This window comes from Massilia sp. IC2-278, from assembly GCF_020708045.1.
GTDB lineage: Bacteria > Pseudomonadota > Gammaproteobacteria > Burkholderiales > Burkholderiaceae_D > Telluria.
The window spans coordinates 1-23,689 of record NZ_JAJFES010000024.1; the positions used below are offsets into that span (position 1 = coordinate 1).

General features: G+C 64.0%; 15 protein-coding genes and 2 rRNA genes. 11 read left to right on the forward strand and 6 right to left on the reverse strand.

From position 1 onward, the window contains the following. The 5 genes from LK540_RS23865 to LK540_RS23885 all read left to right on the forward strand — a co-directional run. A 23S ribosomal RNA gene (locus LK540_RS23865) occupies window positions 1-108 on the forward strand; the annotation flags it as partial. Between the two features lie 123 nt (window positions 109-231). Then, a 5S ribosomal RNA gene (rrf, locus tag LK540_RS23870) occupies window positions 232-344 on the forward strand. A 192-nt stretch (window positions 345-536) separates the two neighbouring features. Continuing rightward, window positions 537-1,226, forward strand: coding sequence for a response regulator transcription factor (locus LK540_RS23875; protein WP_229439897.1), 690 nt, complete (start codon window positions 537-539; stop codon window positions 1,224-1,226). Then, the gene (locus tag LK540_RS23880) at window positions 1,213-2,451 is read left to right on the forward strand and encodes a HAMP domain-containing sensor histidine kinase (RefSeq protein ID WP_229439898.1); all 1,239 of its coding nucleotides are present in this window, start codon (window positions 1,213-1,215) and stop codon (window positions 2,449-2,451) included. Before LK540_RS23875 ends, LK540_RS23880 begins: the two co-directional genes overlap by 14 nt. 89 nt (window positions 2,452-2,540) lie before the next feature. Further along, the gene (locus LK540_RS23885) at window positions 2,541-4,181 is read left to right on the forward strand and encodes a phosphoethanolamine transferase (protein WP_229439899.1); all 1,641 of its coding nucleotides are present in this window, start codon (window positions 2,541-2,543) and stop codon (window positions 4,179-4,181) included. Between the two features lie 17 nt (window positions 4,182-4,198). Here the strand turns inward: LK540_RS23885 and LK540_RS23890 are convergent, their stop codons facing one another. Both LK540_RS23890 and LK540_RS23895 read right to left on the reverse strand, forming a co-directional pair. Continuing rightward, complete coding sequence (locus LK540_RS23890; RefSeq protein WP_229439900.1) at window positions 4,199-5,824, reverse strand: GDYXXLXY domain-containing protein; 1,626 nt, start codon at window positions 5,822-5,824, stop codon at window positions 4,199-4,201. After that, complete coding sequence (locus LK540_RS23895) at window positions 5,821-6,801, reverse strand: DUF2157 domain-containing protein (protein ID WP_229439901.1); 981 nt, start codon at window positions 6,799-6,801, stop codon at window positions 5,821-5,823. Before LK540_RS23895 ends, LK540_RS23890 begins: the two co-directional genes overlap by 4 nt. Before the next feature lie 113 nt (window positions 6,802-6,914). Between LK540_RS23895 and LK540_RS23900 the strand changes: the two genes are divergently transcribed. Beyond that, window positions 6,915-7,268, forward strand: a complete 354-nt coding sequence (locus LK540_RS23900; protein ID WP_229439902.1) for a hypothetical protein — start codon at window positions 6,915-6,917, stop codon at window positions 7,266-7,268. Window positions 7,269-7,283: 15 nt separating this feature from the next. Here the strand turns inward: LK540_RS23900 and LK540_RS23905 are convergent, their stop codons facing one another. Continuing rightward, the gene (locus tag LK540_RS23905; protein ID WP_267498901.1) at window positions 7,284-8,720 is read right to left on the reverse strand and encodes a DHA2 family efflux MFS transporter permease subunit; all 1,437 of its coding nucleotides are present in this window, start codon (window positions 8,718-8,720) and stop codon (window positions 7,284-7,286) included. A 123-nt stretch (window positions 8,721-8,843) separates the two neighbouring features. Further along, window positions 8,844-9,353 (reverse strand): acyloxyacyl hydrolase, encoded by a 510-nt coding sequence (locus tag LK540_RS23910; protein WP_229439903.1) that lies wholly within the window; start codon window positions 9,351-9,353, stop codon window positions 8,844-8,846. A gap of 154 nt (window positions 9,354-9,507) precedes the next feature. On the opposite strand from LK540_RS23910, the gene LK540_RS23915 reads away from it, so the two are divergent. Further along, window positions 9,508-10,425, forward strand: coding sequence for an NAD(P)-dependent oxidoreductase (locus LK540_RS23915; RefSeq protein ID WP_229439904.1), 918 nt, complete (start codon window positions 9,508-9,510; stop codon window positions 10,423-10,425). A gap of 324 nt (window positions 10,426-10,749) precedes the next feature. On the opposite strand, the gene LK540_RS23920 is transcribed toward LK540_RS23915, so the two are convergent. Further along, the gene (locus tag LK540_RS23920) at window positions 10,750-11,943 is read right to left on the reverse strand and encodes a M20 aminoacylase family protein (RefSeq protein WP_229439905.1); all 1,194 of its coding nucleotides are present in this window, start codon (window positions 11,941-11,943) and stop codon (window positions 10,750-10,752) included. 331 nt (window positions 11,944-12,274) lie between these two features. Between LK540_RS23920 and LK540_RS23925 the strand changes: the two genes are divergently transcribed. From LK540_RS23925 to LK540_RS23940, 4 genes are all read left to right on the forward strand, one after another. After that, a complete protein-coding gene (locus LK540_RS23925; RefSeq protein WP_229439906.1) occupies window positions 12,275-14,383 on the forward strand; it encodes a molybdopterin-dependent oxidoreductase in 2,109 nt (702 codons plus the stop codon). Continuing rightward, window positions 14,364-15,485, forward strand: a complete 1,122-nt coding sequence (locus tag LK540_RS23930; protein ID WP_229439907.1) for an aminopeptidase — start codon at window positions 14,364-14,366, stop codon at window positions 15,483-15,485. The genes LK540_RS23925 and LK540_RS23930 overlap by 20 nt, the downstream gene beginning before the upstream one ends. A 187-nt stretch (window positions 15,486-15,672) precedes the next feature. Then, window positions 15,673-17,370 (forward strand): long-chain fatty acid--CoA ligase, encoded by a 1,698-nt coding sequence (locus LK540_RS23935; RefSeq protein ID WP_229439908.1) that lies wholly within the window; start codon window positions 15,673-15,675, stop codon window positions 17,368-17,370. A 98-nt stretch (window positions 17,371-17,468) separates the two neighbouring features. Then, window positions 17,469-19,151 carry a long-chain-fatty-acid--CoA ligase gene (locus LK540_RS23940; RefSeq protein WP_229439909.1) on the forward strand — a complete coding sequence of 561 codons (1,683 nt, stop codon included), beginning with the start codon at window positions 17,469-17,471 and terminating at the stop codon, window positions 19,149-19,151. A 289-nt stretch (window positions 19,152-19,440) separates the two neighbouring features. Here the strand turns inward: LK540_RS23940 and LK540_RS23945 are convergent, their stop codons facing one another. Next, entirely contained in the window at window positions 19,441-23,682 is a 4,242-nt protein-coding gene (locus LK540_RS23945) for an ATP-binding protein (protein ID WP_229439910.1), read from the reverse strand. Window positions 23,683-23,689 lie beyond the last annotated feature (7 nt).

Here is a 23,689-nt window from a genome sequence, read left to right on the forward strand (position 1 = left end):
TTGAGCTCCTTGAAGGGTCGTTCGAGACCAGGACGTTGATAGGCTGGGTGTGGAAGTGCAGTAATGCATTAAGCTAACCAGTACTAATTGCCCGTACGGCTTGTCCCTATAACCTTAGCAGGTATAGTTAAATCGAGAATACAGTGCTGTTTGTTGAGACAGTTACTACCAACTTTACTTCCTCCAGATTCTGAGCCGCGTTCACCATGAACGAAGCTCGTACAAGTCATGCCTGATGACCATAGCAAGTCGGTCCCACCCCTTCCCATCCCGAACAGGACCGTGAAACGACTTTGCGCCGATGATAGTGCTGCAACCAGTGTGAAAGTAGGTTATCGTCAGGCTAGTTATATGAAAAACCCCATCCAGTGATCTGGATGGGGTTTTTTGCTTTGGGCATCGTGTTTGTTTAGTCAGCCTTTTTCAACCCGCGCCGTTGATTCACCGGTGAGACAGCGTGGACACAGGTGTCCACCCTACAAGAGCAAACCATTTAGTTTCAGATTTATTTGAGACGCTCGCCGTACAATGTAGGTATGCGCATCCTGATCGTCGAAGACCACCCCGATATCCTGGCCAACCTGTACGGCTTCCTGGAGCCGAAAGGCCATGTGCTCGATTCGGCGCGCAACGGCTATGCCGGCCTCGCGCTGGCATCGGAAAACCAGTACGACGTGATCGTGCTCGACATCGGCCTGCCCGGCCTGAACGGCATCGAGTTGTGCCAGAAGCTGCGCGAGGAGCTGTCGATCGCGACCCCGGTGCTGATGCTCACCGCGCGCGACAGCCTGAGCGACAAGGTGGCCGGCTTCGACAGCGGCGCCGACGATTACCTGATCAAGCCCTTCTCGCTGGTCGAACTCGATGTGCGACTGAAAGCCCTGGTGCGCCGCGCCGAGGGCCAGCACGCGGTCAGCCACAAGCTGCGCTTCGGCGACCTGAGCTTCGATCCCGACACCCAGGAAGCGAGCCGCGAAGGCCGGCCCGTGGTGCTGACCAGGACCGGCTACATTTTGCTGCGCACCCTGATGCAGGCAGCGCCGCGCATCGTGCCGCGCGAAACGCTGGAGCAGGCCGTGTGGGGCGAGGACCGTCCGGACAGCGATGCCCTGCGCACGCATATCCACGCGCTGCGCCAGGCGCTCGACAAACCCTACGAACACGCGATGCTGCGCACCGTCGCCGGCGTCGGCTTCCGCTTGGTACTTCCCGATGCGGGCAGCTGAGTCGCTACGGCGGCGCATCGTCGTCGCCTTTGTCTCCTTCAGCATCGTGCTGTCGCTGTTCATCGCCGTGATCGCGGCGCTGGCCATCGAGGGCATCGAGGTGCACCTGGTCGACAACCGCCTGGCCGAAGCGGCCCGCTGGGCCTCGCCGCGCCAGGCGGCCGGCCTGCCGACCGAAATGCCGGCCGGGCTGCGCTTTCATCATGGCGACGAGATCCCGCAGCCACTGCGCGGCCTGCCCGAGGGCGTGTCGGAAGTCGACGTCGACGGCGCCGGCCTGCACGTGCTGACCGGCGCCGATGCCAACGGTCCCTACGTCGTGGTCGATCACGAAAGCGATTACGAAAAGGTCGAGCTGGTCGTGTACTCGATGTTTGCCGCGGTCCTGCTCGGCATCATGGTGTTCGCGGCCGTGCTGGGCCGCTTCCTGGCGCGCCGCATCGTCAATCCGATCACCGAACTGGCTGATGCCGTCGGCCGCGGCAGCAGCAGTTTGCCGCTGACGGATCGCCGCGACGAACTCGGCATCCTGGCGCGCGCCCTCGAAGCCCACACTGCCGAGCTGCGCGCCTTCCTCGACCGCGAACGCTTCTTCACGGGCGACGTCAGCCATGAGTTGCGCAGCCCGCTCACCGTGATCATGGGCGCCGCCGAAATCCTCATGACCCAGGCGGGCAGCGAGGCGATCCGCGCGCCGGCCGAACGCATCTACCGCGCCGCTCACGAAGCAGCGGAGTGCGTGACCGTGCTGCTCCTGCTGGCGCGCGCCCCCGAGCTCGGCCGCCTGCCGCCGGTGCAGGTCGACGCCATTGCATCGCGCGAAGCCGAACGCTACCGCAGCCTGGTCGCCGGCCGCCCGGTCACGCTGCGCTACCAGGACGGCCCGGCCTTTGCCATCCAGGCGCCAGCGGAACTGTGCGCTGCCGCCATCGGCAACCTGGTGCGCAACGCCTGCCAGTACACCGAGCGCGGCGAGGTGCTGGTGCAGGTAAAGGCAGGGCGGGTCGTTGTCGAGGACACCGGCCCCGGCTTGCCGGATGCCGTGCGCGACACCTTGCTGCAGCCGGGCAGCGCGTCGGCCGTGGTGCCGTCGAAGGGCTCGGCCGGCACCGGCCTCGGCCTGTCGCTGGTGCGCCGCATCTGCGAGTACCTCGGCGCCACGCTGTCCTATGAAGACCGGGCGAGCGGCGGCAGCCGGTTCACCATCGATTTCACACCAACTTAACGTTCTGCTGACCGGCGCCTGACGGGCTGTTTCCTATCCTTGAAGCAAGCGTGGCCGATCCCGGCCGCCATGTATGCATGGATGTCAGTTTGGACAAGCTTCTCGCAAGGCGTATCAGCGCGCCATATCTCACGCTGGCGGTCGCCGTTTTCCTCGCCACGGCAGGCAACATCAAGTTCTGGACCACCTTCGCCGCGGCGGCCGGTGGACTGACGCCGGCGCACCTGCCGCTGCTGGCCGGCGCCATGCTCATCATCGTGCTGTTCTTCAACGCCTGCCTGACGCTGGCCAGCTTCCGTTTCGTCGCCAAGCCGGTCTTCATCGTGCTGCTGGTCACGGCCTCGACGGCCAGCTATTTCATTGCCGCCTACGGCATCGTGATCGATCGCGCCATGGTCCAGAACGTGTTCGAGACCGACGTGCGCGAAGCAAGCGAACTCGTTAGCTGGCATATGCTGCTGACGATCGGCCTGCTCGGGCTATTGCCGGCAAGCTGGATCGCGCGCGCCCGCATCGCCTACCCGCAGGGCCGGCGCGGCCTGATGCTGCGGGGCGCGATCGCCGGCGGATCGCTGCTGCTTGCGTTCCTGCTGTTGGTAATGCTTTTCAAGAGCCTGGCGCCGACCGTGCGCGAGCATCGCGAGCTGCGCTTCCTGCTGACGCCGACGAACACCATCCAGGCCATGAACGGCTACCTGCGCAGCAAGTGGAGCACGCCAATCGTGGTGGCGCCGCTCGGACGCGATGCGATGAAGGGCAAGACCTGGGCCGGGCAGGCGCGCAAGACCGTCACCGTGATCGTGGTCGGCGAAACCGCACGCGCGATGAACTTTTCGCTGAACGGCTACCGGCGCGAGACCAATCCGCTGCTGGCGCGCGAGCCTGGGCTCATCAATTTCTCGAACGTGAGCGCGTGCGGGACGGCGACCGCGGTGTCGGTGCCCTGCGTCTTTTCCGCGCTCGGCCGCGAAGAGTATGCCGAATCGAAGGCGAGCAGCCAGGAAGGCTTGCTCGATGTCCTGCAGCACGCCGGCCTGAAGGTCGTGTGGCGCGACAATAATTCCGGCTGCAAGGGCGTGTGCGCGCGTGTGGCGTACCAGGACCTGTCGCAAGCGCTTGCCGGCGATCCCTTCTGCGAAGGCGAGGAACGCCACGACGAACGCCTGCTGGCCGGTTTGCCCGAATTGATCCGCAACAGCGACCGCGACCTTGTAGTCGTGCTGCACCAGAAGGGCAGCCACGGCCCGGCGTATGCCAGGCGCTACCCGCAGGGGTTCGGGCGCTTCGCTCCGGTGTGCACGACGAACGAGTTCGAGAAGTGTTCGCGGGCGGAGATCGAGAATGCCTACGACAACACCATCCTCTACACCGATTACTTCCTCAGCAAAACAATCGGCCTACTGCGCCAGACTGCGGCGCAAGAAGGCATGGATACGGCGATGCTGTACTTTTCCGACCACGGCGAATCGCTGGGCGAAAACAACCTCTACCTGCACGGCGCGCCCTATATGTTCGCGCCGGCCGAGCAGACCCGGGTGCCGATGATGCTGTGGATGTCGGACGGCTTCAGCGAACGCTTCGGCATCGACCGTACCTGCCTGATGGCGCGTCGCGGCCAGCCGCTGTCGCACGACAACGTGTTTCACTCGGTGCTGGGCATGCTCGACGTGAACACGGCCGTGCTCAACCCCAGGCTCGACCTGTTCCACGCCTGCAGACGGGGCGCCTGAATGCCTGGCACCGGCTGCTACAGTTTTTCCAGCTTCGGCCCGCGCAGTCCGACCAGCAATGCCTTGCCGCTCGCATCGACCCGGAACTCGCCGTAGCGGGCCGCAGCCCAGCGTTCGGCTTCGCCTTCCTTGAAATACCAGGCGTCGGTGACGATCAGGGGGCGTTCATGCTTTTCAATCACTTCGATCAGGATCTCGTCCTTCGCCAGTGGTTGGCCCTTATGCAGGCCGAGAAGCGAGACAATGCCGTTCGGTGCGCGGCGGGCCACCAGTTTTGCTCTGCCATCAAGAGGTGCGTCCAGCTTTTCCGGGAACACGTAATCGAGGGCCATGTAATCCCCCTGCATCAATGAGCGGGGATCGACTGGGGCGAGTTCGACGAACACGGGCTGGCCCGTACGGATCAACGCTTCCTTGTTCCAGATCGCTGCATTCACAACGACCAGCGCCAGCATACCCGTGCTTGCAATCGCACACCTTTTCCATCGCGCATCGAGCGCCGGAGCCGGTTGCACCTGGGGTTCGACCTGAGGCTGGGCTGCAGGCGCCAGGAGTGCTGTCGGCAAAATAAAGCGCGCGATGGCGCCAATGGCGCAGCCGCAGCCAATCAGAAGCAAGGCTTTGTGTACAAGCGGCCAGTACAGGTTGTAATAAAACGCGCCAGTCATCCAGAGTGCAACGCCGCCTGCCAATATGGCCATGTTGCGCCGTCCACCTGTAATGCTGAAGGCCAGCATTAGCAGAACTGCACCCATCGATACCGCGAACCAGCAAAGGAGCACGGCAGTGGCCGTCAGCGCCGCAAACCAGGCGGTTCGCAAAACCGGCCAACGACGTGCCATCCATAGGCCTGCCCCGATGGCGAAAACGGCTGAAATGACGGAATGCCAGCTTCCCGGTGGATAAGCGTCGGCGTAGCCGGACAGTTCATCCGCCAGGCTTGCGCTGAGCAGGAAGGTATCACCCGAATAAAAGGCCAGCGCCAGCAGCGTGATTGCGCCTATGCCAGTGAACAAGGTTTCGAGGACAGCAGCTACATGCGCATGAGCGTGTTGCTGCTGCAACCGCATGAGCGCGGGTTGTGCCACCAGCCATAGAAGCGCCAGGCAGTGCCATGATTCGGCGTCGCTTATATACAATTCGCCAATAAATCCTGGCAAACCCGACAGTGACGTCGCCAGCAGGCTGGCGCTTGAGGCCCCAAGTAGAACGCGCAGCCAGTGTTGAGGAAGCAAAAATGCCATGCCAAACGCCAGCGCTGCGGTAATTGCGAAGACCAGGCTTGAATTATTCGTGGCCATGTCCAGGAGGCTGAACCAGAATGCAAGGAAACCAGTCCCGATAATCAAACCAGGAATTGCCAATTGCTCGACGAACAAGGACTTGCCGGCGTAACGCAGCATGGCGATTGCTCCAGCAAGTATGCTCACCCCAAGTAAAAATAAGGTGCCGGTATTCTTGTGACCGGACATAAATACGAAGGCGACGAGGGCGCCTAATGGGATGGCGGAAAGCCAGGCACACACTGCTGTCATCACAATGACTGGCCAGGGGCGGTTCTTGTCTTCGAATCCAGCATGCGCGGCGTCCAGCAAGCCTTGGTCGACTGCGTCGCGCAGGACGGCATCAAGATGCTTGCTCATTTTGCCGCTCCAGTGCGCTGAACACGCATCAGCGAAAGAATTGCCCATACTGCCAATGCCATCAGGCTGACAACCGTAATACCCATGACGAACAGGATGGCGTTCAGGTCGGTGCTTGAGCCTTGCAGCATGACACGCAATATTCCACCGCTGAGCAGGATAACGAGTGCCAAGGCCAGGCAGCTGAGCGCAGTAACATCGAATAACGAGCGGTGGGTGAAGCTGGCTGCCCCGGCTGCAAGCACAAGCAGCGTCAGAAAATAGGACATTGACCCGCTTCCTTCCCACTTGAACAGGGCAAGCGTTCCTATGCCCACGAACGAGCTCACTGCAAGCAAGTTGGCGAGATTGAAGGCCCATTTTCCTGCGCCGGTAAATTGAGCAAGCGGCCGGCTCATGGATATTGCGAGCAGCGTAGTTATGCTGGCAACCAAGAAATGGTTGTCGATATGTTCGCTAAGGAAGCGCGATGATCCAGATTGGGCTGCGTCCCAAGTAGCCAGGCCAGTGCTGGCAACGATCAGCCACGCACTCCAGATTACATCGGAGCGAGCACCAAGTGCCAGCGGCAGCGTCAGGGCGGCCCAAATCGCAAACAATTGCCATGGATCAGCTCCGGTCTGGTAGGTCTGCCCGAAATAAGCGAACAGTCCGCCAATGACTAACAGGCCGAGCAGCGCCAGGCCCTGGCGCAAGCGAACGAACACTGCTGCACCAATGCAGGCAGCGGCAACCAGTATTTGTAGCACGACAAATTTTTCGGTACGCCCGAGTGCGTCGAGATTTGATGCGACCAGAAAGATCAGTCCCAGGCCAGCAAGCAGAGCAGCCAGAGACATCAGGCCACGCCTTAATAACAGCAGCAAATTCGGCGGCGGTTCGCCTAGTCCGGCAATGCGCCACAAGGACGTCTGCTTGACTGCATCGAGCCGATGCCTGGTAGTGAGCTCGAGAATGGCAAGACGGGTACTCATCATGCGGAAGTTCTCCTCGGAATATAGGATCAAGACCGCCGGCCATTGTAGACAGCTCCCTATCCCATGCCTTGCGCAAACGCTTCTGTAGTGAACATCTTGCAGAAAACAACTAGTTGCTGGAAATCATCGCGGCTTGTCCGTGCCGAGGCCATGATGGCCACCTTCTACAACTGGAGAACAATATGCAGAACCCGGCAGAGCAAAGTACCTTGGGCAATAAACTGATGGCCCCAATGGAGGACATCGTCAAGAAACACAGCAGTGCATTGATGCCGATGCTGGGCGGTAGTGGAACGGCAGCCCATGCCGCCTTGTGGAACGACGAAACCGTGCGCAAGGTGGCGACGTTCTGCTACCCCTTGCTGCCCGGCCTGGTGCGCCTGGCAATCAAGGAGCCGATGTTCGTGAACTTTGTACTGAATAACCGCGAACGCGTGCTGGCTACGCTGGTCAACAAGGCGGCTTAAACCACGATCCTGCGCTCAGGCCTGCTGGGCCACCGGCTCGGCCTGGGTCGCCTTTTCCCGCCCGCGGCTGATGCTGTCGCCGTCCTCGCGGCGCAGGCGCCAGAAGATAATCGCCGACACCACCGTCAGCGCCGCCAGGAAATCGAAGGCGTGGTGCAGGGCGCCCGTCACCAGCACCTGGTTGGTCTGCGGCACGCGCCCAAGGAACCAGGCCGTCACCAGCGAGCCTGCCGCCAGGCCAAAGCTCATCGACAATTGCTGGAACGAGCTGGCAATCGTGCTCGCCATGCTCGAATCGCGGGTCTCGATATCGGCATAGGCCAGTGTGTTCATGCTGGAAAACTGCAGCGAATTGAAGAAGCCCTGCATCAGGCTGATGCAGACGATGGCCGCCAGCGGCGTGCTCGGCCCGACCTGCCCGAACAGCGCAATCGTGATGCCAATGCACAGGGTATTTGCCACCAGCACCTGACGGTAGCCGAAGCGCGCCAGCACCTTGGGCGCGATCAGCTTCATGCCCATCGCTGCTGCCGCCGAGGGCATCATCAGCAAGCCCGACTGCCAGGCCGGCAAGCCCAGGCCCAGCTGGTACAGCAGCGGTAGCAGGAAGGGCAGGCCGCCGACACCGAGGCGGGTGACGAAACCGCCGACCACGGAAATACGGAAGGTACGCACTTTCAATAAGGTCAGGCGCAGCAGCGGAAACTTGATGCGGCTGGCGTGCAGCGCATAGGTGCCGAGCAGGGCGATCGACACCACCAGCAACAGGGCCATCGTCGCGCCGCTGAGCGTGTGTTCGCCGAAGATTTCCAGCAGCCAGGACAAAATCGCGGTACCGGTGCTGAACAGGATCAGGCCGAGCACGTCGAGCGGGCGGCGCTCATCGCCGTGGTAGTCGGGCATGTGGCGCCAGACCAGGTACATGGCGATCAGGCCGAAAGGCACGTTGATGAAAAAAATTGCGCGCCAGGAGGTCCAGTGGACCATCAGGCCGCCGACGGTCGGGCCCAGCAACGGGCCGATGAGGGCAGGGATGATGACGAAGTTCATCGCCCCCAGCAGTTCGGATTTCGGGAAGGTGCGCACGATGGCCAGGCGTCCGACCGGCATCATCATGGCGCCGCCCAGGCCCTGCAGCAGGCGGGCGGCGGTCATCATCTCGGCGTTCACCGACAGGCCGCACAGCACCGAAGCGCAGGTGAAGATGCCGATCGCGGTGAGGAACACGCGGCGGGTGCCGAAGCGGTCGGCCATCCAGCCGCTGACGGGAATGCCGACGGCCAGGCCGAGGATGTAGCTGGTGACGACCGACTTCAGGCTCAGCGGGGTGACCCCGAGGCTGGCCGCGATGCTGGGAATGGCGGTGTTGACGACCGTGGCGTCGAGCTGCTCCATGAACAGGGCAGTGGCAACCAGCCATGGCAGGTAAGTCTTGACAGCGGAACTATCCAATCGGCCCTCGCACGCTTGGCGCGCGCGGGCTGCGGCGCCTGACCGAATTGTCACATAAATTGTCAAATGGTTCAGGAAGCGCCGCTTTCAAGCGGGCGCTCCCTGCAGCACCGCGGGTGGCGCTTAGAACTGGTAGCGCGCCTGGACAACCACGAAGTTGACGCCGCTGTTCGGCTTCTTGATGCTGCCGTTCGAGTAGTGCTGGAACTTCAGGCCCAGGTCCCACTTGTTCGTGGTGACATAGCCGATACCGAGGTGGTCGCCGAACTGGAAGGCGGTCGACAGGCGGTTGTCGCTGTTGTTATACAGTTCCGACATCAGGTTGGCGCCGATGCCGCCTTCGACGTACAGGCCGAGCTTGTCGTCGCGCTGGTAGCGGAAGACCGGGGTAATGCCGATCACGCCGATGTTCTGGTGCTGGCCATCGACATTGCGGTAGGCCGAACCGCGCCAGTAGGCGGCCGACAGATCCCAGTAGCCGCCCAGGTGGCGGCCGTTCGAGGAGAACCACTGCTTGTCCCAGTTCGACTGGACGGCCACGCGGCCCATGCGGACTTTCGATCCGGTGCCGAATTCGAACGTGGCCGAGTCGACCCAGCCATTGTCGGCGGCAAAGGCTTGGCCAGCCGTCATCAGGACAGCGGCAGCAAGGAGACTACCAATTTTTTTATTAGAGAACATAATTGCTTTCATGAATAGTCGCCAATCCATGTTGGCGATCGCCGAATATTTTACTGGTGTAAATGAAAACGCGTAGCGCACCACCCAAAACGGAAAAAGGAGGCGTATGACTGACCCTGCCAGCCACCCTGCCGTGGCATTCCTGGGCATCGGCCTGATGGGCCAGCCGATGGCGGCGCGCCTGGCCGATGCCGGGTTTCCCCTGCACGCCTGGAACCGTAGCACAGCCAAGGCGCGCACGCTTGCCACGCATGGGGCACGCATATGCGAATCGGTTGAAGAAGCGGTGCGAGGCGTCGCAATCGTGGTTTCGATGCTGGAAGCCGGGCCGGCCGTGAGTATGACGATGGATGCGGCGCTGCCGGCCATGGCGCCGGGAACCCTGTGGATCGACATGAGTTCGACCCGGCACGACGAGGCGCTGGCCTTTCATGCGCGCCTTGGCAGGCAGGGCATGCGCTTTCTCGATGCGCCGGTGTCGGGCGGGGTGCCGGGCGCGCAGGAGGGCAAGCTGGCGATCATGGCCGGCGGCAGCCTGCATGACTTCGAGGAGGCGCTGCCGCTGTTCGAGGTACTCGGCAGCGCGCAACTGGTGGGGCCGGCTGGCAGCGGGCAGGTGGCCAAGCTGTGCAATCAACTGATCGTTGGCGCGACCCTGAACGTGGTGGCCGAGGCATTGTTGCTGGCGCAGGCGGCCGGGGCCGATCCGGCGGCGGTGCGCGAGGCGATCCGTGGCGGGTTTGCGGGCAGCAGGATTCTCGAACTGCATGGGCAGCGCATGCTGGACCGGAATTTCGTGCCGGGTGGGCAGGTGAAGAGCCAGCTCAAGGATCTACGGAATGTGCTGGCGGCGGCGGGGCAGGCGGGGGTGAGCTTGCCGATGGCTGCGGCGGCGACGCGCAGTTACGAGGCGATCGAGGCGGAGCTGGGTGGGGCGGATCACGCGGCGGCCTTGCTGGCGCTGGAGCGGATTAATCCGGAGGTGAGGTTGGGTACGGGAGAGGATCGGTTGCCGGAGGCGTGACGTTGCAGTGCGCATGAGTACGACCGCGTGGGCTCAAGAGCCCACCCTACGCGCGGTACCGGTACTGGTGACTTTGCGGTACGCGTGAGTACAACAGCGTGGACACGGGTGTCCACCCTACAACGGCAATGCACCGCTTTTCGTAGGGTGGGCACTTGTGCCCACGCGGTCTCACGGGTTGAAACCCGGTGGGTTCGAGAACCCACCCTACGCAGCTGTCTCACCGGTTGAACTGTTGGTGGGTTCGAGAACCCACCCTACGCAGCGCATCGGTAGGGTGGGTACTCGTACCCACCGGAACTCACCGCTTGAAATCCGGCGCCGTCACGCTGCCGGCAAACTCATCTCCACCAGCCGCGCCCAATAACTCGCCCCGATCGGCAGCAAGTCATCGTTGAAGTCATAGCTGCCATTGTGCAGCTGGCAAGGCCCGAGTCCGTGCCCACCCGCGCGGTGCTCGCCGTCGCCGTTGCCGATGAACACATAACACCCTGGCTTAGCTTGCAGCATGAAGGCGAAATCTTCCGCGCCCATGGTCGGTTCGACCGCCGTGTTCACGGCCGCCGGCCCCACCACCGCGCGCATCGCCTCGACCGCAAACGCGGTCTTTTCCGGATCGTTGATCAGCGGCGGGTAATTGCGCTTGAAGCCGAAGTCGACGGTCGCATTGAACCCCGCCGCCACACCCGCCGCCATCGCCTCCATGCGCTCCTGGATGAGGTCCAGCACTTCAGTAGAGAAGGTGCGCACGGTGCCGATCAGCACCGCTTCGTCGGGAATCACATTCGTGGCGCTGCCCGCGTGAATTTGCGTGATCGACAACACCGCCGTTTCCAGCGGGTTCTTTTCGCGCGAGATAATGGTTTGCCAGGCTTGCGCAATCTGCACCGCCACCATCACCGGGTCGATGCCGCGGTGCGGTTGCGCGGCGTGCGCGCCCTTGCCCTTCACCGTCACGCGGAACTCGTTACTGGATGCCATCATCGGCCCCGGGATCACGCCGAAGCTGCCCGCCGGCAGGCCCGGCCAGTTGTGCATGCCGTACACGGCGTCCATCGGGAACTGGTCGAACAGGCCATCCTCGATCATCTTGCGGGCGCCCGCGCCGCCTTCTTCGGCGGGTTGGAAAATCAAGTACACCGTGCCGTCGAAGTTGCGGTGACGCGACAAATAGTGGGCTGCGCCCAGCAACATCGCGGTATGACCGTCGTGACCGCATGCATGCATCTTGCCGGGGTGGCGCGACGCATGGTCAAATGTGTTGAGTTCCTGCATGGGCAGCGCGTCCATGTCGGCACGCAGGCCGATCGCACGCGGCGAGTTGCCGTTCTTGATGATGCCGACCACGCCGGTGATGCCCAGCCCGCGCACGACGGGAATGCCCCATTCGGTCAGGCGCGCAGCCACCGTGTCGGCGGTGCGTTGTTCTTCGTAGCAGAGTTCCGGATGGGCGTGGATGTCGCGCCGGATCTGTTCCAGTTCGGTCTGGAAAGCGAGGATAGGTTCTACCAGTCTCATCTTGTTCTCCCTAGCAGCATGGTGTTCAACTAAGTACTCGACCGGAAATAAATGTGAGTTTTGGCAAACAGAACCGGATGCGGTGCAAGGCGGCGAGCGCGCCGCAGTGCGAGCACTGCAAGCACGAGCCAACGCAGCAACGCGCCGGTTATGGCAGCCAAAAACACATTTATTTATGGGTGAGTACTTAAGCCTATTAAAACCATTGTAGCCCTTGTCACCAGATGAAATCCAGCCCGGCAGGAAAAGCCGGACCGGTCCGCAACGAAGCCAGCCGGAATCGGATAAAGTATTGGTTTCTCGACGTTTTTTTCCCTGGAACTGATTCAGAATGAGCATCACCCAAGTCCGCGCCGCCTGCCCCCACGATTGCCCCGATACCTGCGCCATCCTCGTTACCGTCGAGGACGGCGTGGCCACCGCGGTGCGTGGCGACCCGGACCATCCGACTACCGCCGGCGTGCTCTGCACCAAGGTCTCGCGCTACGTCGAGCGCACCTATTCGCCGGACCGCGTGCTGCATCCGATGCGCCGCGTCGGCAAGAAGGGCGAGGGCAAGTTCGAGCAGATCACTTGGGACGAGGCGCTGGACGAGATCGCCGCGCGCCTGAAGCCGATTGCCGAACGCGACCCGCAAGCCATCCTCCCGTACAGCTATTGCGGCACCATGGGCCTGGTGCAGGGCGAGTCGATGTCGCTGCGTTTCTTCAACCAGCTCGGCGCCTCGCTGCTCGACCGCACCATCTGCGCCACCGCCGGCTTTACCGGCTACAAGTACACGATTGGCGCCTCGATCGGCACCGACATGGAACAGTTCCAGGATGCCAAGCTGATCCTGATCTGGGGCGGCAATCCGATCGCCTCGAACCTGCACTTCTGGATGCGCGCCCAGGAAGCCAAGCGCCGCGGCGCCAGGCTGATCGCCATCGATCCCTACCGCTCGCTGACGGCCGAGAAGTGCCACCAGCACATTGCCCTGCTGCCTGGTACGGACTCGGCGCTGGCGCTGGGCCTGATGCACGTGCTGATCGCGGAAGACCTGCTCGACCACGACTACATCGCCAGCTATACCCTCGGCTTCGACCAGCTGAAGGAGCGCGCCGCCGAATGGACGCCGGAACGCACCGCCGACACCTGCGGCATCAGCGCCCAGGAAGTGGTCGACCTGGCACGCCTGTACGGCGAAACCGCGAAGCGCGGCGAGCCGGTGGCGATCCGCTGCAACTACGGCGTACAGCGCGCAAAGGGCGGCGGCATGGCCGTGCGCAACATGAGCTGCCTGCCGGCCCTGGTCGGCGCCTGGCGCCATGCGGCCGGCGGCATCCAGCTGTCGACCTCGGGCTCGTTCCCGGCAAACCGCGCCGTGCTGCAGCGCCCGGACCTGCTGGCCGGCCGCAAGACCCGCACCATCAACATGACCACCATCGGCGACGATTTGCTGAAAGAGGCCTCGCCGGAATTCGGCCCGAAAGTCGAGGTCGTGATCGTCTATAACGCCAATCCGCTGGCGATTGCCCCGGATTCGGCCAAGGTGCAGGCCGGCTTCGAGCGCGAAGACCTTTTCACGGTGGTGATGGAACAGTTCCGCACCGACAGTGCCGACTACGCCGACATCCTGCTGCCAGCCACCACCCAGCTGGAACACGTCGATGCGCACCTGGCCTATGGCCACCTGTACATGATGGCGAACAACGCGGCAATTGCGCCGCTGGGCGAAGCCAAGCCGAATACGGAAATCTTCCGCCTGCTGGCCGCGCGCATGGGCTTCGACGATCCCTGCTTCCGGGAGAGCGACGAGGAACTGGCTGCCCAGGCCTTCGACAAGAACCACGTCCGCGCGATCCACTTCGACTGGGAATCGCTGAAGCAGAAGGGCTGGCAAAAACTGAACATGCCGGACGCGCCGTTTGCCGAGGGCGGTTTCCCGACCCCATCGGGCAAGTGCGAGTTCTATTCGAGCACGATGGAACGCGACGGTCTCGACCCGCTGCCGGCGTATATCGCGCCGTATGAATCGGTGGCGTCGAACCCGCAATTGGCAAAGAAATATCCGCTGGCGATGATTTCTCCGCCGGCACGGAACTTCCTGAACTCAACCTTTGTCAATGTACAGAGCCTGCGTGCAACCGAGGGCGAGCCGCACCTCGACATGCACCCGAACGACGCCGCCCCGCGCGGCATCGCCCATGGTGACATGGCACGTATTTTCAACGACCGCGGCTCGTTTGTTGCCAAGGCGCGCGTGACCGAGAAAGCGCGACCGGGCCTCGTGGTGGGCTTGTCGATCTGGTGGAAGAAACTCGCCAGCGACGGCAAGAACGCCAATGAAGTCACCAGCCAGCGCCTGACCGACATGGGCAGGGCGCCCACTTTCTACGACACCCTGGTGCAGGTCGAAAAGGCCGCGCCCCGACCCGGACATGAAGAAACTACTTCTTAGACTACCCCGACTCTTCCGGCCTGCGCTCATTGCGGGCGCTGCCGCCGGAATGCTTGCCAGTTGTTCTACTCTGAATTACTACACCCAGGCGGCGCAAGGCCAGCTTGAACTCCTCTCCGATGCAAGGCCAATCGACGACTGGTTGACCGATCCCACCACGAAAACCTCGCTGCGCCACCGTCTGGAGACGGCGCGCCAGATCCGCCTGTTCGCGGTCCAGAAAATGGGCTTGCCCGACAACGGCAGCTACAAGAACTACGCTGCATTGAAACGCCAGTACGTGCTGTGGAACGTAGTGGCCACTCCCGAGCTGTCGCTCAAACCCCTGCAATGGTGCTTCCCGGTGGCCGGCTGCGTGAACTACCGCGGCTACTACAACAAGGCCGATGCCCAGGCCTATGCCAAGGAATTGCGCGACCAAGGCCGCGACGTCGAGGTCGGCGGCGTCAGCGCCTATTCCACCCTCGGCTGGTTCAGCGATCCGCTAATCTCGACCTTCATCAACTACCCCGACGCCGAACTGGCGCGCCTGATCTTCCACGAGCTGGCGCACCAGGTGGTGTACGTGCCGGGCGACTCGCGCTTCAACGAGTCCTTTGCCAGCGCTGTCGAAGAAGCGGGTGTGGAAATGTGGCTGGAAAAATTCGGCAACCCGGCGATGCGCGATGCCTACGAGCGCTATTCGGTGCGGCGCAAGGGCTTCCTCGAACTGCTGCTGAAATACCGGCGCGAACTCGAGCGTACCTATGCATCCCCGGTCGGCGATGAGGACAAACGTATCGCCAAGGCGAAATTGTTCATGGGGCTGAAAGATGAATACCAGGTGCTGAAAGCGCAGTGGGGCGGCTATGCCGGCTACGACCGCTTCTTTGCCGAGCCGCTGTCGAATGCCCACCTGGCGTCGATTGCCACCTATAACGACTACGTGCCGGCCTTCCGCGCGATGCTGCGCCGTGACAAGGATTTCCGGAAGTTCTACCGGGAAGTCACGCAGCTGTCGAAGCGCGACAAGTCGGAGCGAACGGCGGCGCTGAAGGTGTTCGATGCCGCCGTGCCAAGCGGGCCGGTCATGGTGCAACGCACCAATGCGGCGATGCCGTAAAGCCTGTGCGCGAGGGTGCCGTAGAGTCCCTGTTCCAATTAAGGCAAAAGCGCTTGCATAGGAGCGCGCTGCCCGATAGCATCATATGCGGCAATAGCAAAGGCATAAGCACGCACGTTCGGTTTTCAAATATAATTTGACAATGTAAGCTGAACGACAACGATACTATTGGAGACAGGGGCATCTGATGGACAAGATTTGGCTGAAGTCGTATCCAGCTGGCGTACCAGCTGAAATCAACCCGGACCAGTACCGGTCCCTAGTCCACCTGCTGGAAGAGTCTTTCCAGAAGTACGCGCAGAACAATGCGTACGTCTGCATGGACAAGTTCCTGACCTATGCCGAGCTCGACACCTGCTCGAAGCGGCTGGCCGCCTGGCTGCAAAGCCGCGGCATGGCCAAGGGCGCGCGCGTGGCGGTGATGATGCCGAACATTCTCCAGAACCCGATCGCGATTGCCGCGATCCTGCGCGCCGGCTACACCGTCGTCAACGTCAATCCCCTGTACACCGCGCGCGAACTCGAGCACCAGTTGAAGGACTCGGGCAGCGAAGCCATCATCGTGCTGGAAAACTTTGCCCACACCGTGCAGCAAGTGCTGAAGAGCACCCCGGTGCGCCACGTGGTCGTGGCCAGCATGGGCGAAATGCTGGGCGGCGCCAAGGGCATGCTGGTCAACTTCGTGGTGCGCAGCATCAAGAAGATGGTGCCCGACTTCACGCTGCCGAACATGGTGCGCTTCAAGGATGCGCTGGCGCAGGGCGCGAAGATGCCGTATACCGCGCCGACGCTGAGCGCATCCGACATCGCTTTCCTGCAATACACCGGCGGCACCACCGGCGTCTCGAAAGGCGCCACGCTGACCCACCGCAACATCATCGCCAACGTGCTGCAGACCGAGGCCTGGGCCCAGCCGGCGCTGTCGCAGCCGCCTGCCGTCGAGTTCCCGAACATCGTCTGCGCGCTGCCGCTGTACCACATCTTCGCGCTGACGGCCTGCGCCATGTGGGGCATGCGCGTCGGCGGCATGAACATCCTGATCCCGAACCCGCGCGACATCCCGGGCTTCATCAAGGAACTGGGCAAGTACAAGATCACCACGCTGCCGGCCGTGAACACGCTGTACAACGCGCTGGTCAACCACCCGGACTTCGCCAGCCTCGACTTTTCCACGTTGAAGACCGCGAACGGCGGCGGCATGGCCGTTCAGCAAGCGGTTAATGACAAGTGGAAACAAATAACCGGCAAGAGTATCATTGAGGGCTACGGTTTGTCGGAAACCTCGCCGGTGGCCACCTGCAACCGCGCCGACGAGCAGGGCTTCACGGGCACCATCGGCTTGCCGGTGCCGTCCACCGACATCGCCATCCTCGACGACGACGGGAATATCCTGCCGCTCGGCCAGACCGGCGAGATCGGCATCCGCGGCCCGCAGGTGATGGCCGGCTATTGGAACCGTCCGGACGAGACCGCCAAGGTCATGACGCCAGACGGCTACTTCAAGTCGGGCGACGTCGGCATCATGGACGAGCGCGGCTACGTGAAGATCGTCGACCGCAAGAAGGACATGATCCTGGTGTCGGGCTTCAACGTGTACCCGAACGAACTCGAAGGCGTGATCGCCGGCCACCCGGGCGTGCTCGAATGCGCGGTCGTGGGCGTGCCCGACGAGCATTCCGGCGAGGCGGTGAAAGTCTTCGTGGTGCGCAAGGACCCGAACCTGACGGAAAGCGCGCTGCAGGAATACTGCAAGGCGCAGTTCACCGGCTACAAGAAACCGAAGTACATCGAATTCCGCGACGAACTGCCGAAGACCAACGTCGGCAAGATCCTGCGGCGCGCGCTGCGCGACGAACAGCAGCAGAAACAGAAAGAAGCCGCCTGAGGCCGTAGTACGGCGCAGGTTGGCCGGCCAAGACCGCCCGGGCATTCCGGGCGGTTTTGCATTTTATTGGATACAAAGTTTAAGAAGGCGAGGCAGAGATGGACAAGTTTTGGCTCAAGTCGTACCAGGCAGGAGTGGCGTCGGAAATCGACCCGACACAGTACCGCTCCCTGACCCATTTGCTGGAAGAATCCTTCCGCAAGTACGCCGGCCAGAAGGCCTTTGCCTGCATGGACAAGGCCATCACCTACGGCGAGCTGGACCGGTTGTCGCAGCAGATGGCGGCCTTCCTGCAAAGCCGCGGCCTGCAGCAGGGCGCGCGCGTGGCGATCATGCTGCCGAACGTGCTGCAATATCCGGTCGCCATGGCGGCCGCCCTGCGCGGCGGCTACACCATCGTCAACGTGAACCCGCTGTACACCCCGCGCGAGCTGCAGCACCAGCTGAACGACTCCGGCGCCGAAGCGCTGGTCGTGCTGGAAAACTTTGCCCACACCGTGGAGCAGGCCATCGCCGGCACGCAAGTCAAGCACGTGGTGGTCGGCACCATGGGCGACATGCTCGGCGGTATCAAAGGCACGATCGTCAACTTCGTGGTGCGCAAGGTCAAGAAGATGGTGCCGGCCTGGTCGCTGCCTGGCCATGTGCCGTTCAAGAAAGCCCTGGCCGACGGCGCGCGCCGTACCTTCAAGCCGGTAAAGCTGGGCCACGAGGACATCGCCTTCCTGCAGTACACCGGCGGCACCACCGGCGTCTCGAAGGGCGCCGTGCTGCTGCACAAGAACGTGCTGGCCAACGTGCTGCAGAACGAAGCCTGGTTCGGCCCGTCGCTGGGCAAGGCCCCGGCCGGCAAGCAGCTCGAATTCATGTGCGCGCTGCCGCTGTACCACATCTATGCGCTCACCGTCTGCGCGCTGCTGGGCATGCGCCTGGGCGGCATGAACGTGCTGATCCCGAATCCGCGCGACATGGAAGGCTTCATCAAGGAACTCGGCAAGTACAAGATCAACGTCTTCCCGGCCGTGAACACCCTGTACAACGGCCTGGTCAACCAGCCGGCATTCGCCAGCCTGGACCACTCGACTTACCTGGTCTGCCCGGGCGGCGGCATGGCGGTGCAGCAGGCCGTGGCCGATAAATGGCTGAAGATCACCGGCACGCCGATCGTCGAGGGCTACGGCCTGTCCGAAACCTCGCCGGTGGTTACCGCCAACCGCTGCGACATTACCGCCTTCACCGGCACCATCGGCCTGCCGCTGCCGTCGACCGAAGTGCTGATCCTCGACGAAGCGAACAAGCCGGTGCCGTTCGGCCAGTCCGGCGAGATCGCGGTCCGCGGCCCGCAGGTGATGGCGGGCTACTGGAAGCGCGACGACGAAACGGCCAAGGTGATGACGGCGGACGGCTTCCTGAAGACCGGCGACATCGGCATCATGGACGAGAAGGGTTACACCCGCATCGTCGACCGCAAGAAGGACATGATCATCGTCTCGGGCTTCAACGTGTACCCGAACGAAGTCGAGAATGTGGTGGCGTCGCACCCGGGCGTGCTGGAAGTGGCCTGCGTCGGCGTGCCGGACCAGCACTCGGGCGAAGCCGTGAAGCTGTACGTGGTGAAAAAGGATCCGAAGCTGACCGCCGAAGAGCTGCTGGCCTTCTGCAAGGAAGAGCTGACCGGCTACAAGCGCCCGCGCCACGTGGAGTTCCGCGAGACGCTGCCGAAGACGAACGTGGGCAAGATCCTGCGGCGCGAGCTGCGGGATGAGAAGCAGACGGCTTGAGGTTTGGGCTTTGAATGAAAAACCGGCATTGCGATGCCGGTTTTTTTATGTGTTGGCACAAACCGTACGGTGGGCACTCCGTGCCCACGCGGAATGTCGATCATTGTTGGCGCCCGTCTTGTCGATGATCCCGCGTGTCACCGGCATATTTCAATGCATCTCGTTAGCGCCTCGGGCCATCGCCAGCGTCCCGGAGTGAATCATTGCGGCTACGGACTGCGGATGAACACGTAACCGCGTGGGCACGGGGTGCCCACCGTACGGTCATCGCCGCGGGCCGATAGCGATCTTATCGTCCTGCGCGCAGCGCTGCTTCGCGCAACACCTCATGCACGCGATCCAGGTCCGCCGGCTTGGTCAGATGCGCATCGAACCCCGCCTCGCTCGAACGCTGGCGGTCCTCGTGCGCGCCCCATCCCGTCAGCGCCACCAGCGTGGCCTTGTCCATGCCGTCGATGCCGCGCAGCGCCTGGGCGACCTCGAAGCCGCTGCGGTCGGGCAGGCCGATGTCGAGGAACACCGCGTCGGGTTGGAAGCTGGCGGCGCGCGCCAGGGCCGCCGTGCCGTCGTAGGCCACCGCCACCGCGTGGCCGCTCATCTCCAGCACCGCCTGCAGCATTTCGGCGGCATCGACATTGTCGTCGACCACCAGGATGCGCAGGCCGTCGCCCACCGGCTGCGGTTCCGCGGGCGCTGCGCCGGCGCCGGCATCCGGCGTTTCTTCCACCTGCACCACCTCGTACGGCAGGATCACCGTGAAGCGGCTGCCCGCGCCCAGCCCCGCGCTGTAGGCCGTCACCCGGCCGCCGTGCAGCTCGACCAGGCGCCGCACCAGGTTCAGGCCCACGCCCAGGCCGCCCTGGGCCATGGTCGCGTGCTCCTGCACCTGGGCGTACATGTCGAAGATCGCCGACAGCATGCCGGCTTCGATGCCGATGCCGCTGTCGGTCACGCCGATCCGCACCTCGCCGCCTTCGAGCACCGCATCGATGTCGATCTGCCCGCCGGGCGGCGTGTACTTGGCGGCGTTGTTCAGGAGGTTGCTCAGCACCTGGGCAATGCGGTGGCGGTCGACGTACAGCGGCAGCGGCGCCGGCGGCAGGTGCAGCGCCAGGCGGTGGCCGCCGCCGCTCACCAGCGGCATGCTCATTTCCACCGCGTCCTGCACCACCTCGTCGAGCCGCACGGCGCTGCGGCGCAGCTCGACCTTGCCCTCGGACAGGCGCGCCATGTCGAGCAGGTCGTCGACCAGGTGCACCATGTGGTCGACCTGGCGCTTGATCATGCCCTGCACGTCGCCAGCCTGGGCCACCGCCGGGTTCACTCGCATCAGCTCCAGGCCGGTGCGGATCGGCGCCAGCGGGTTGCGCAGTTCGTGCGCCAGCGTGAACAGGAATTCGCTCTGCATGCGGTTGCGCTCGGACAGTTCCGAGGCCAGGCGCTGCAGCTCCTGCTGGGCGATCTTGTGGCGGCTGATGTCGAGGGTGACGCCGTCGAAGCGCAGCGGCTGGCCATGCTCGTTCATGTCGCACCAGCCGATCGAGCGCAGCCAGCGCGTTTCGTCCGCATCGGCCGCAGTGTCGGCATCCTCGGCAGCGTCGGCAGCGTCGGCAGCCGGCACATGGCGGAACTCGAGGTCGAGCGCGCTGCCTTCGCGCATCGAGCGCGCGATGCCGGCCGCCACGCGCGCGCGGTCCGACGGCGCCACCGTCGCCAGCAGGGCATCCACGGGAACGTCGCGCTTCCCGTCCAGCCCGAGGTGCGCCGCCATCTGCTCGTTCAGGCGGAATTCGTCGAACGGCGCATCGGCATACCAGACGCCGATGTCGCCGGCGCGCGCCACCTGTTCCAGGCGCCGCTGCAGCAGGGTGCGCGCGTGGATGTCGGTGACGGTGCCGACATAGCCGTTCGGCCGGCCCTGCTCGTCGCTGCGCGGGGTGCCGGCATCGATGAACCAGCGGTAGCTGCCGTCGCGGTGACGCAGGCGGTAGTCCATGTGGAAGGGTTCGCGCCGCGCATTCGCGTCCAGGAAGGTCGTGCGTGCGCGTTCCAGGTCGTCCGGGTGGATGTTCTCGAACCAGCCCATGCCCTGGTCCTGCTCCCAGGTGCGGCCCGTGTATTCGGACCAGCGCCGGCTCAGGTAGGTGCACTGGCCATCGTCGTCGGTGGTCCACAGCATCACCGGCGCCAGGTCGACCAGCGAGCGGAAATAGGATTCGCGCATGCCCAGCACCTGCAGCTGCAGCTTGCGCTCGCGGCCGAGTTCCACCTGGCGCTGCACGCGCGCCAGCAGTTCGGTGGCGGCGAAGGGCTTGACCAGGTAGTCGTCGGCGCCAGCGCGCAGGCCTTCGACCTTGGCTTCCTCGCCGGCGCGCGCCGACAGCAGCATCACCGGCAGGTGGCGCAGGGCGGGCGTGGCGCGGATCTTCGCGATCAGGCCGAAGCCGTCGAGCCTGGGCATCATCACGTCGCTCAGCAGCAGGTCGGGCGCGTCGGCCTGCAGCGCCGCGAACGCGGCCTCGCCGTCGGCGCAGACGCGCACCTCGGCATGCGGCGCCAGCAGCGACTTGAGGTAGGTGCGCATGTCGTTGTTGTCGTCGGCGATCAGGATGCGCGGCAGGGCGGCGGCCGGCAGCAGGGCCGAGCCCGCGGCTGCCGGGCGCGCGCTGGCAGTCGCATCCTCGTCGGGCAGCCAGCGCAGCGCTTCCTCGACAAAGGCGGCGCCCATGCGCTGCGCACCCGCACCCGCAGCGGCGGCATCGGCCACCTCGCCGGCGGCGATGCGCTCTTCCGGCAAGTGGGCGTGACCGAACGGGATGTCGACGTCGAAGCGCGTGCCTTCGCCCAGCACGCTGTGCACGGCGATGTGGCCGCCATGCAGGCGCACCAGTTCCTGGATCAGCGCCAGGCCGATGCCGGTGCCTTCAAAGGTGCGCCCCGGCGTGCCCTCGATGCGGTGGAAGCGCTCGAACACGCGCGGCAGTTCCGCTTCCGGAATGCCGCTGCCGCTGTCCTGCACGCTCAGGCGCGCCATGCCTTCGTGTTCGCGCAGCGTCACGCGCACGCCGCCGGTCAAGGTGAACTTGAAGGCGTTCGAGAGCAGGTTGAAGACGATCTTTTCCCACATGTCGCGGTCGACCCAGACCGGCTGGCCCGGGTCCTGCAGGTCGACTTCGTAGTCCAGGCCGCCCTTGGCCATGGCCGATTCGAACACGCCGGCCAGGTCGGCCGTCAGGCGCGCCAGGTCGGTCGGCACATAGGTCGCCTGCACGCGGCCGGCCTCGATGCGTGAAAAATCGAGCAGCGAATTCACCAGCTTCAGCAGGCGCAGCGAATTGCGATGGGTGACGTCGATGCGGCGCCGCTGGGACGGCGCCAGCGGTTCCTCGGTATCGGCCAGCGCATCGTCGAGCGGACCCAGGATCAGCGTCAGCGGGGTGCGGAATTCGTGCGAGACGTTCGAGAAGAAGGCGGTCTTGGCGCGGTCGATCTGGGCCAGCTCCTCGGCGCGGCGCTGCTCCTTTTCGTAGGCGGCGACGTTGCCGACCGCGGTGCTGATGGCCGCGCCCAGGGCCTCGTAGAAGTGCAGGTAGTCGGCGTCGAGGGCGCGCGCCACGCTCACGCCGGCCACCGCGAAGCCGAACAGGGCTTCCTGGCCGGGCAGGGTGATCGGCAGGACCATCGCCGAACCCGGCGGCTGCGGGTAGGGGCCGCATGCCGCGCCGCCGAAGCGCGGCGCCAGGCCGTCGACCCGCTGCGCCTTGCCCTCGGCGGCAGTCTGGGCGAAGGGCCAGAGGGCGTCGTCCAGTTCCGCCGTCTCCGGCGCCAGCGCGGCGTGGCCATCCATGCCCGCCTGGCAGCGCAGCAGCACCTTGCCGGTGTCGGGATCGATCTGGTAAAGCAGCAGGAAGGGCAGGTCCAGCGTCATGTGCGGCAGCTGGGCCGTGACGCCGCGCGCGACGTCGGCGACCGTGCGGGCGTCGCCGATGTCCAGGCTGAGGTCGCGCAGGGCTTGGGTGCGGCGCGCGTTCAACACCGTGGCGGTGGCCTCCGAAATCGGGTGGAAGATGCCGCCCACCTCGCCCGACTCGTCGCGGATCGGCGAGAACGAGAAGGTCATGAAGGCTTCTTCCAGGTAACCGTAGCGGTCGAGGAACATGCGCTGGTCGCGGATGTAGGTGCCCTCGCCCTGGTGCGCGCGCTCGAAGGCGTCGCCCACCACCGGCAGCGCGCTGGCCCAGACTTCCTTGAAGGCGCCGCCCATCGACTGCGGGTGCAGGTCACCGCAGATCGGGCGGTAGGCGTCGTTGTAGATCTGGATGTCGCTTGGCCCCCAGGCGATCAGGATCGGGAAGGTCGAGGACAGGCACAGGCTGACCGAGGTGCGCAGGCTTTGCGGCCAGGTGGCCGGCGGGCCGAGCGGCGTCTTGGTCCAGTCCATGCTGCGGATCAGGGCGCCCATTTCGCCGCCGCCCGTGAGCCATCCCAGGTCGTCGTTGGGGGCGGGCTGGGTGTGGGGGGAGTCTGGCATGGTATGG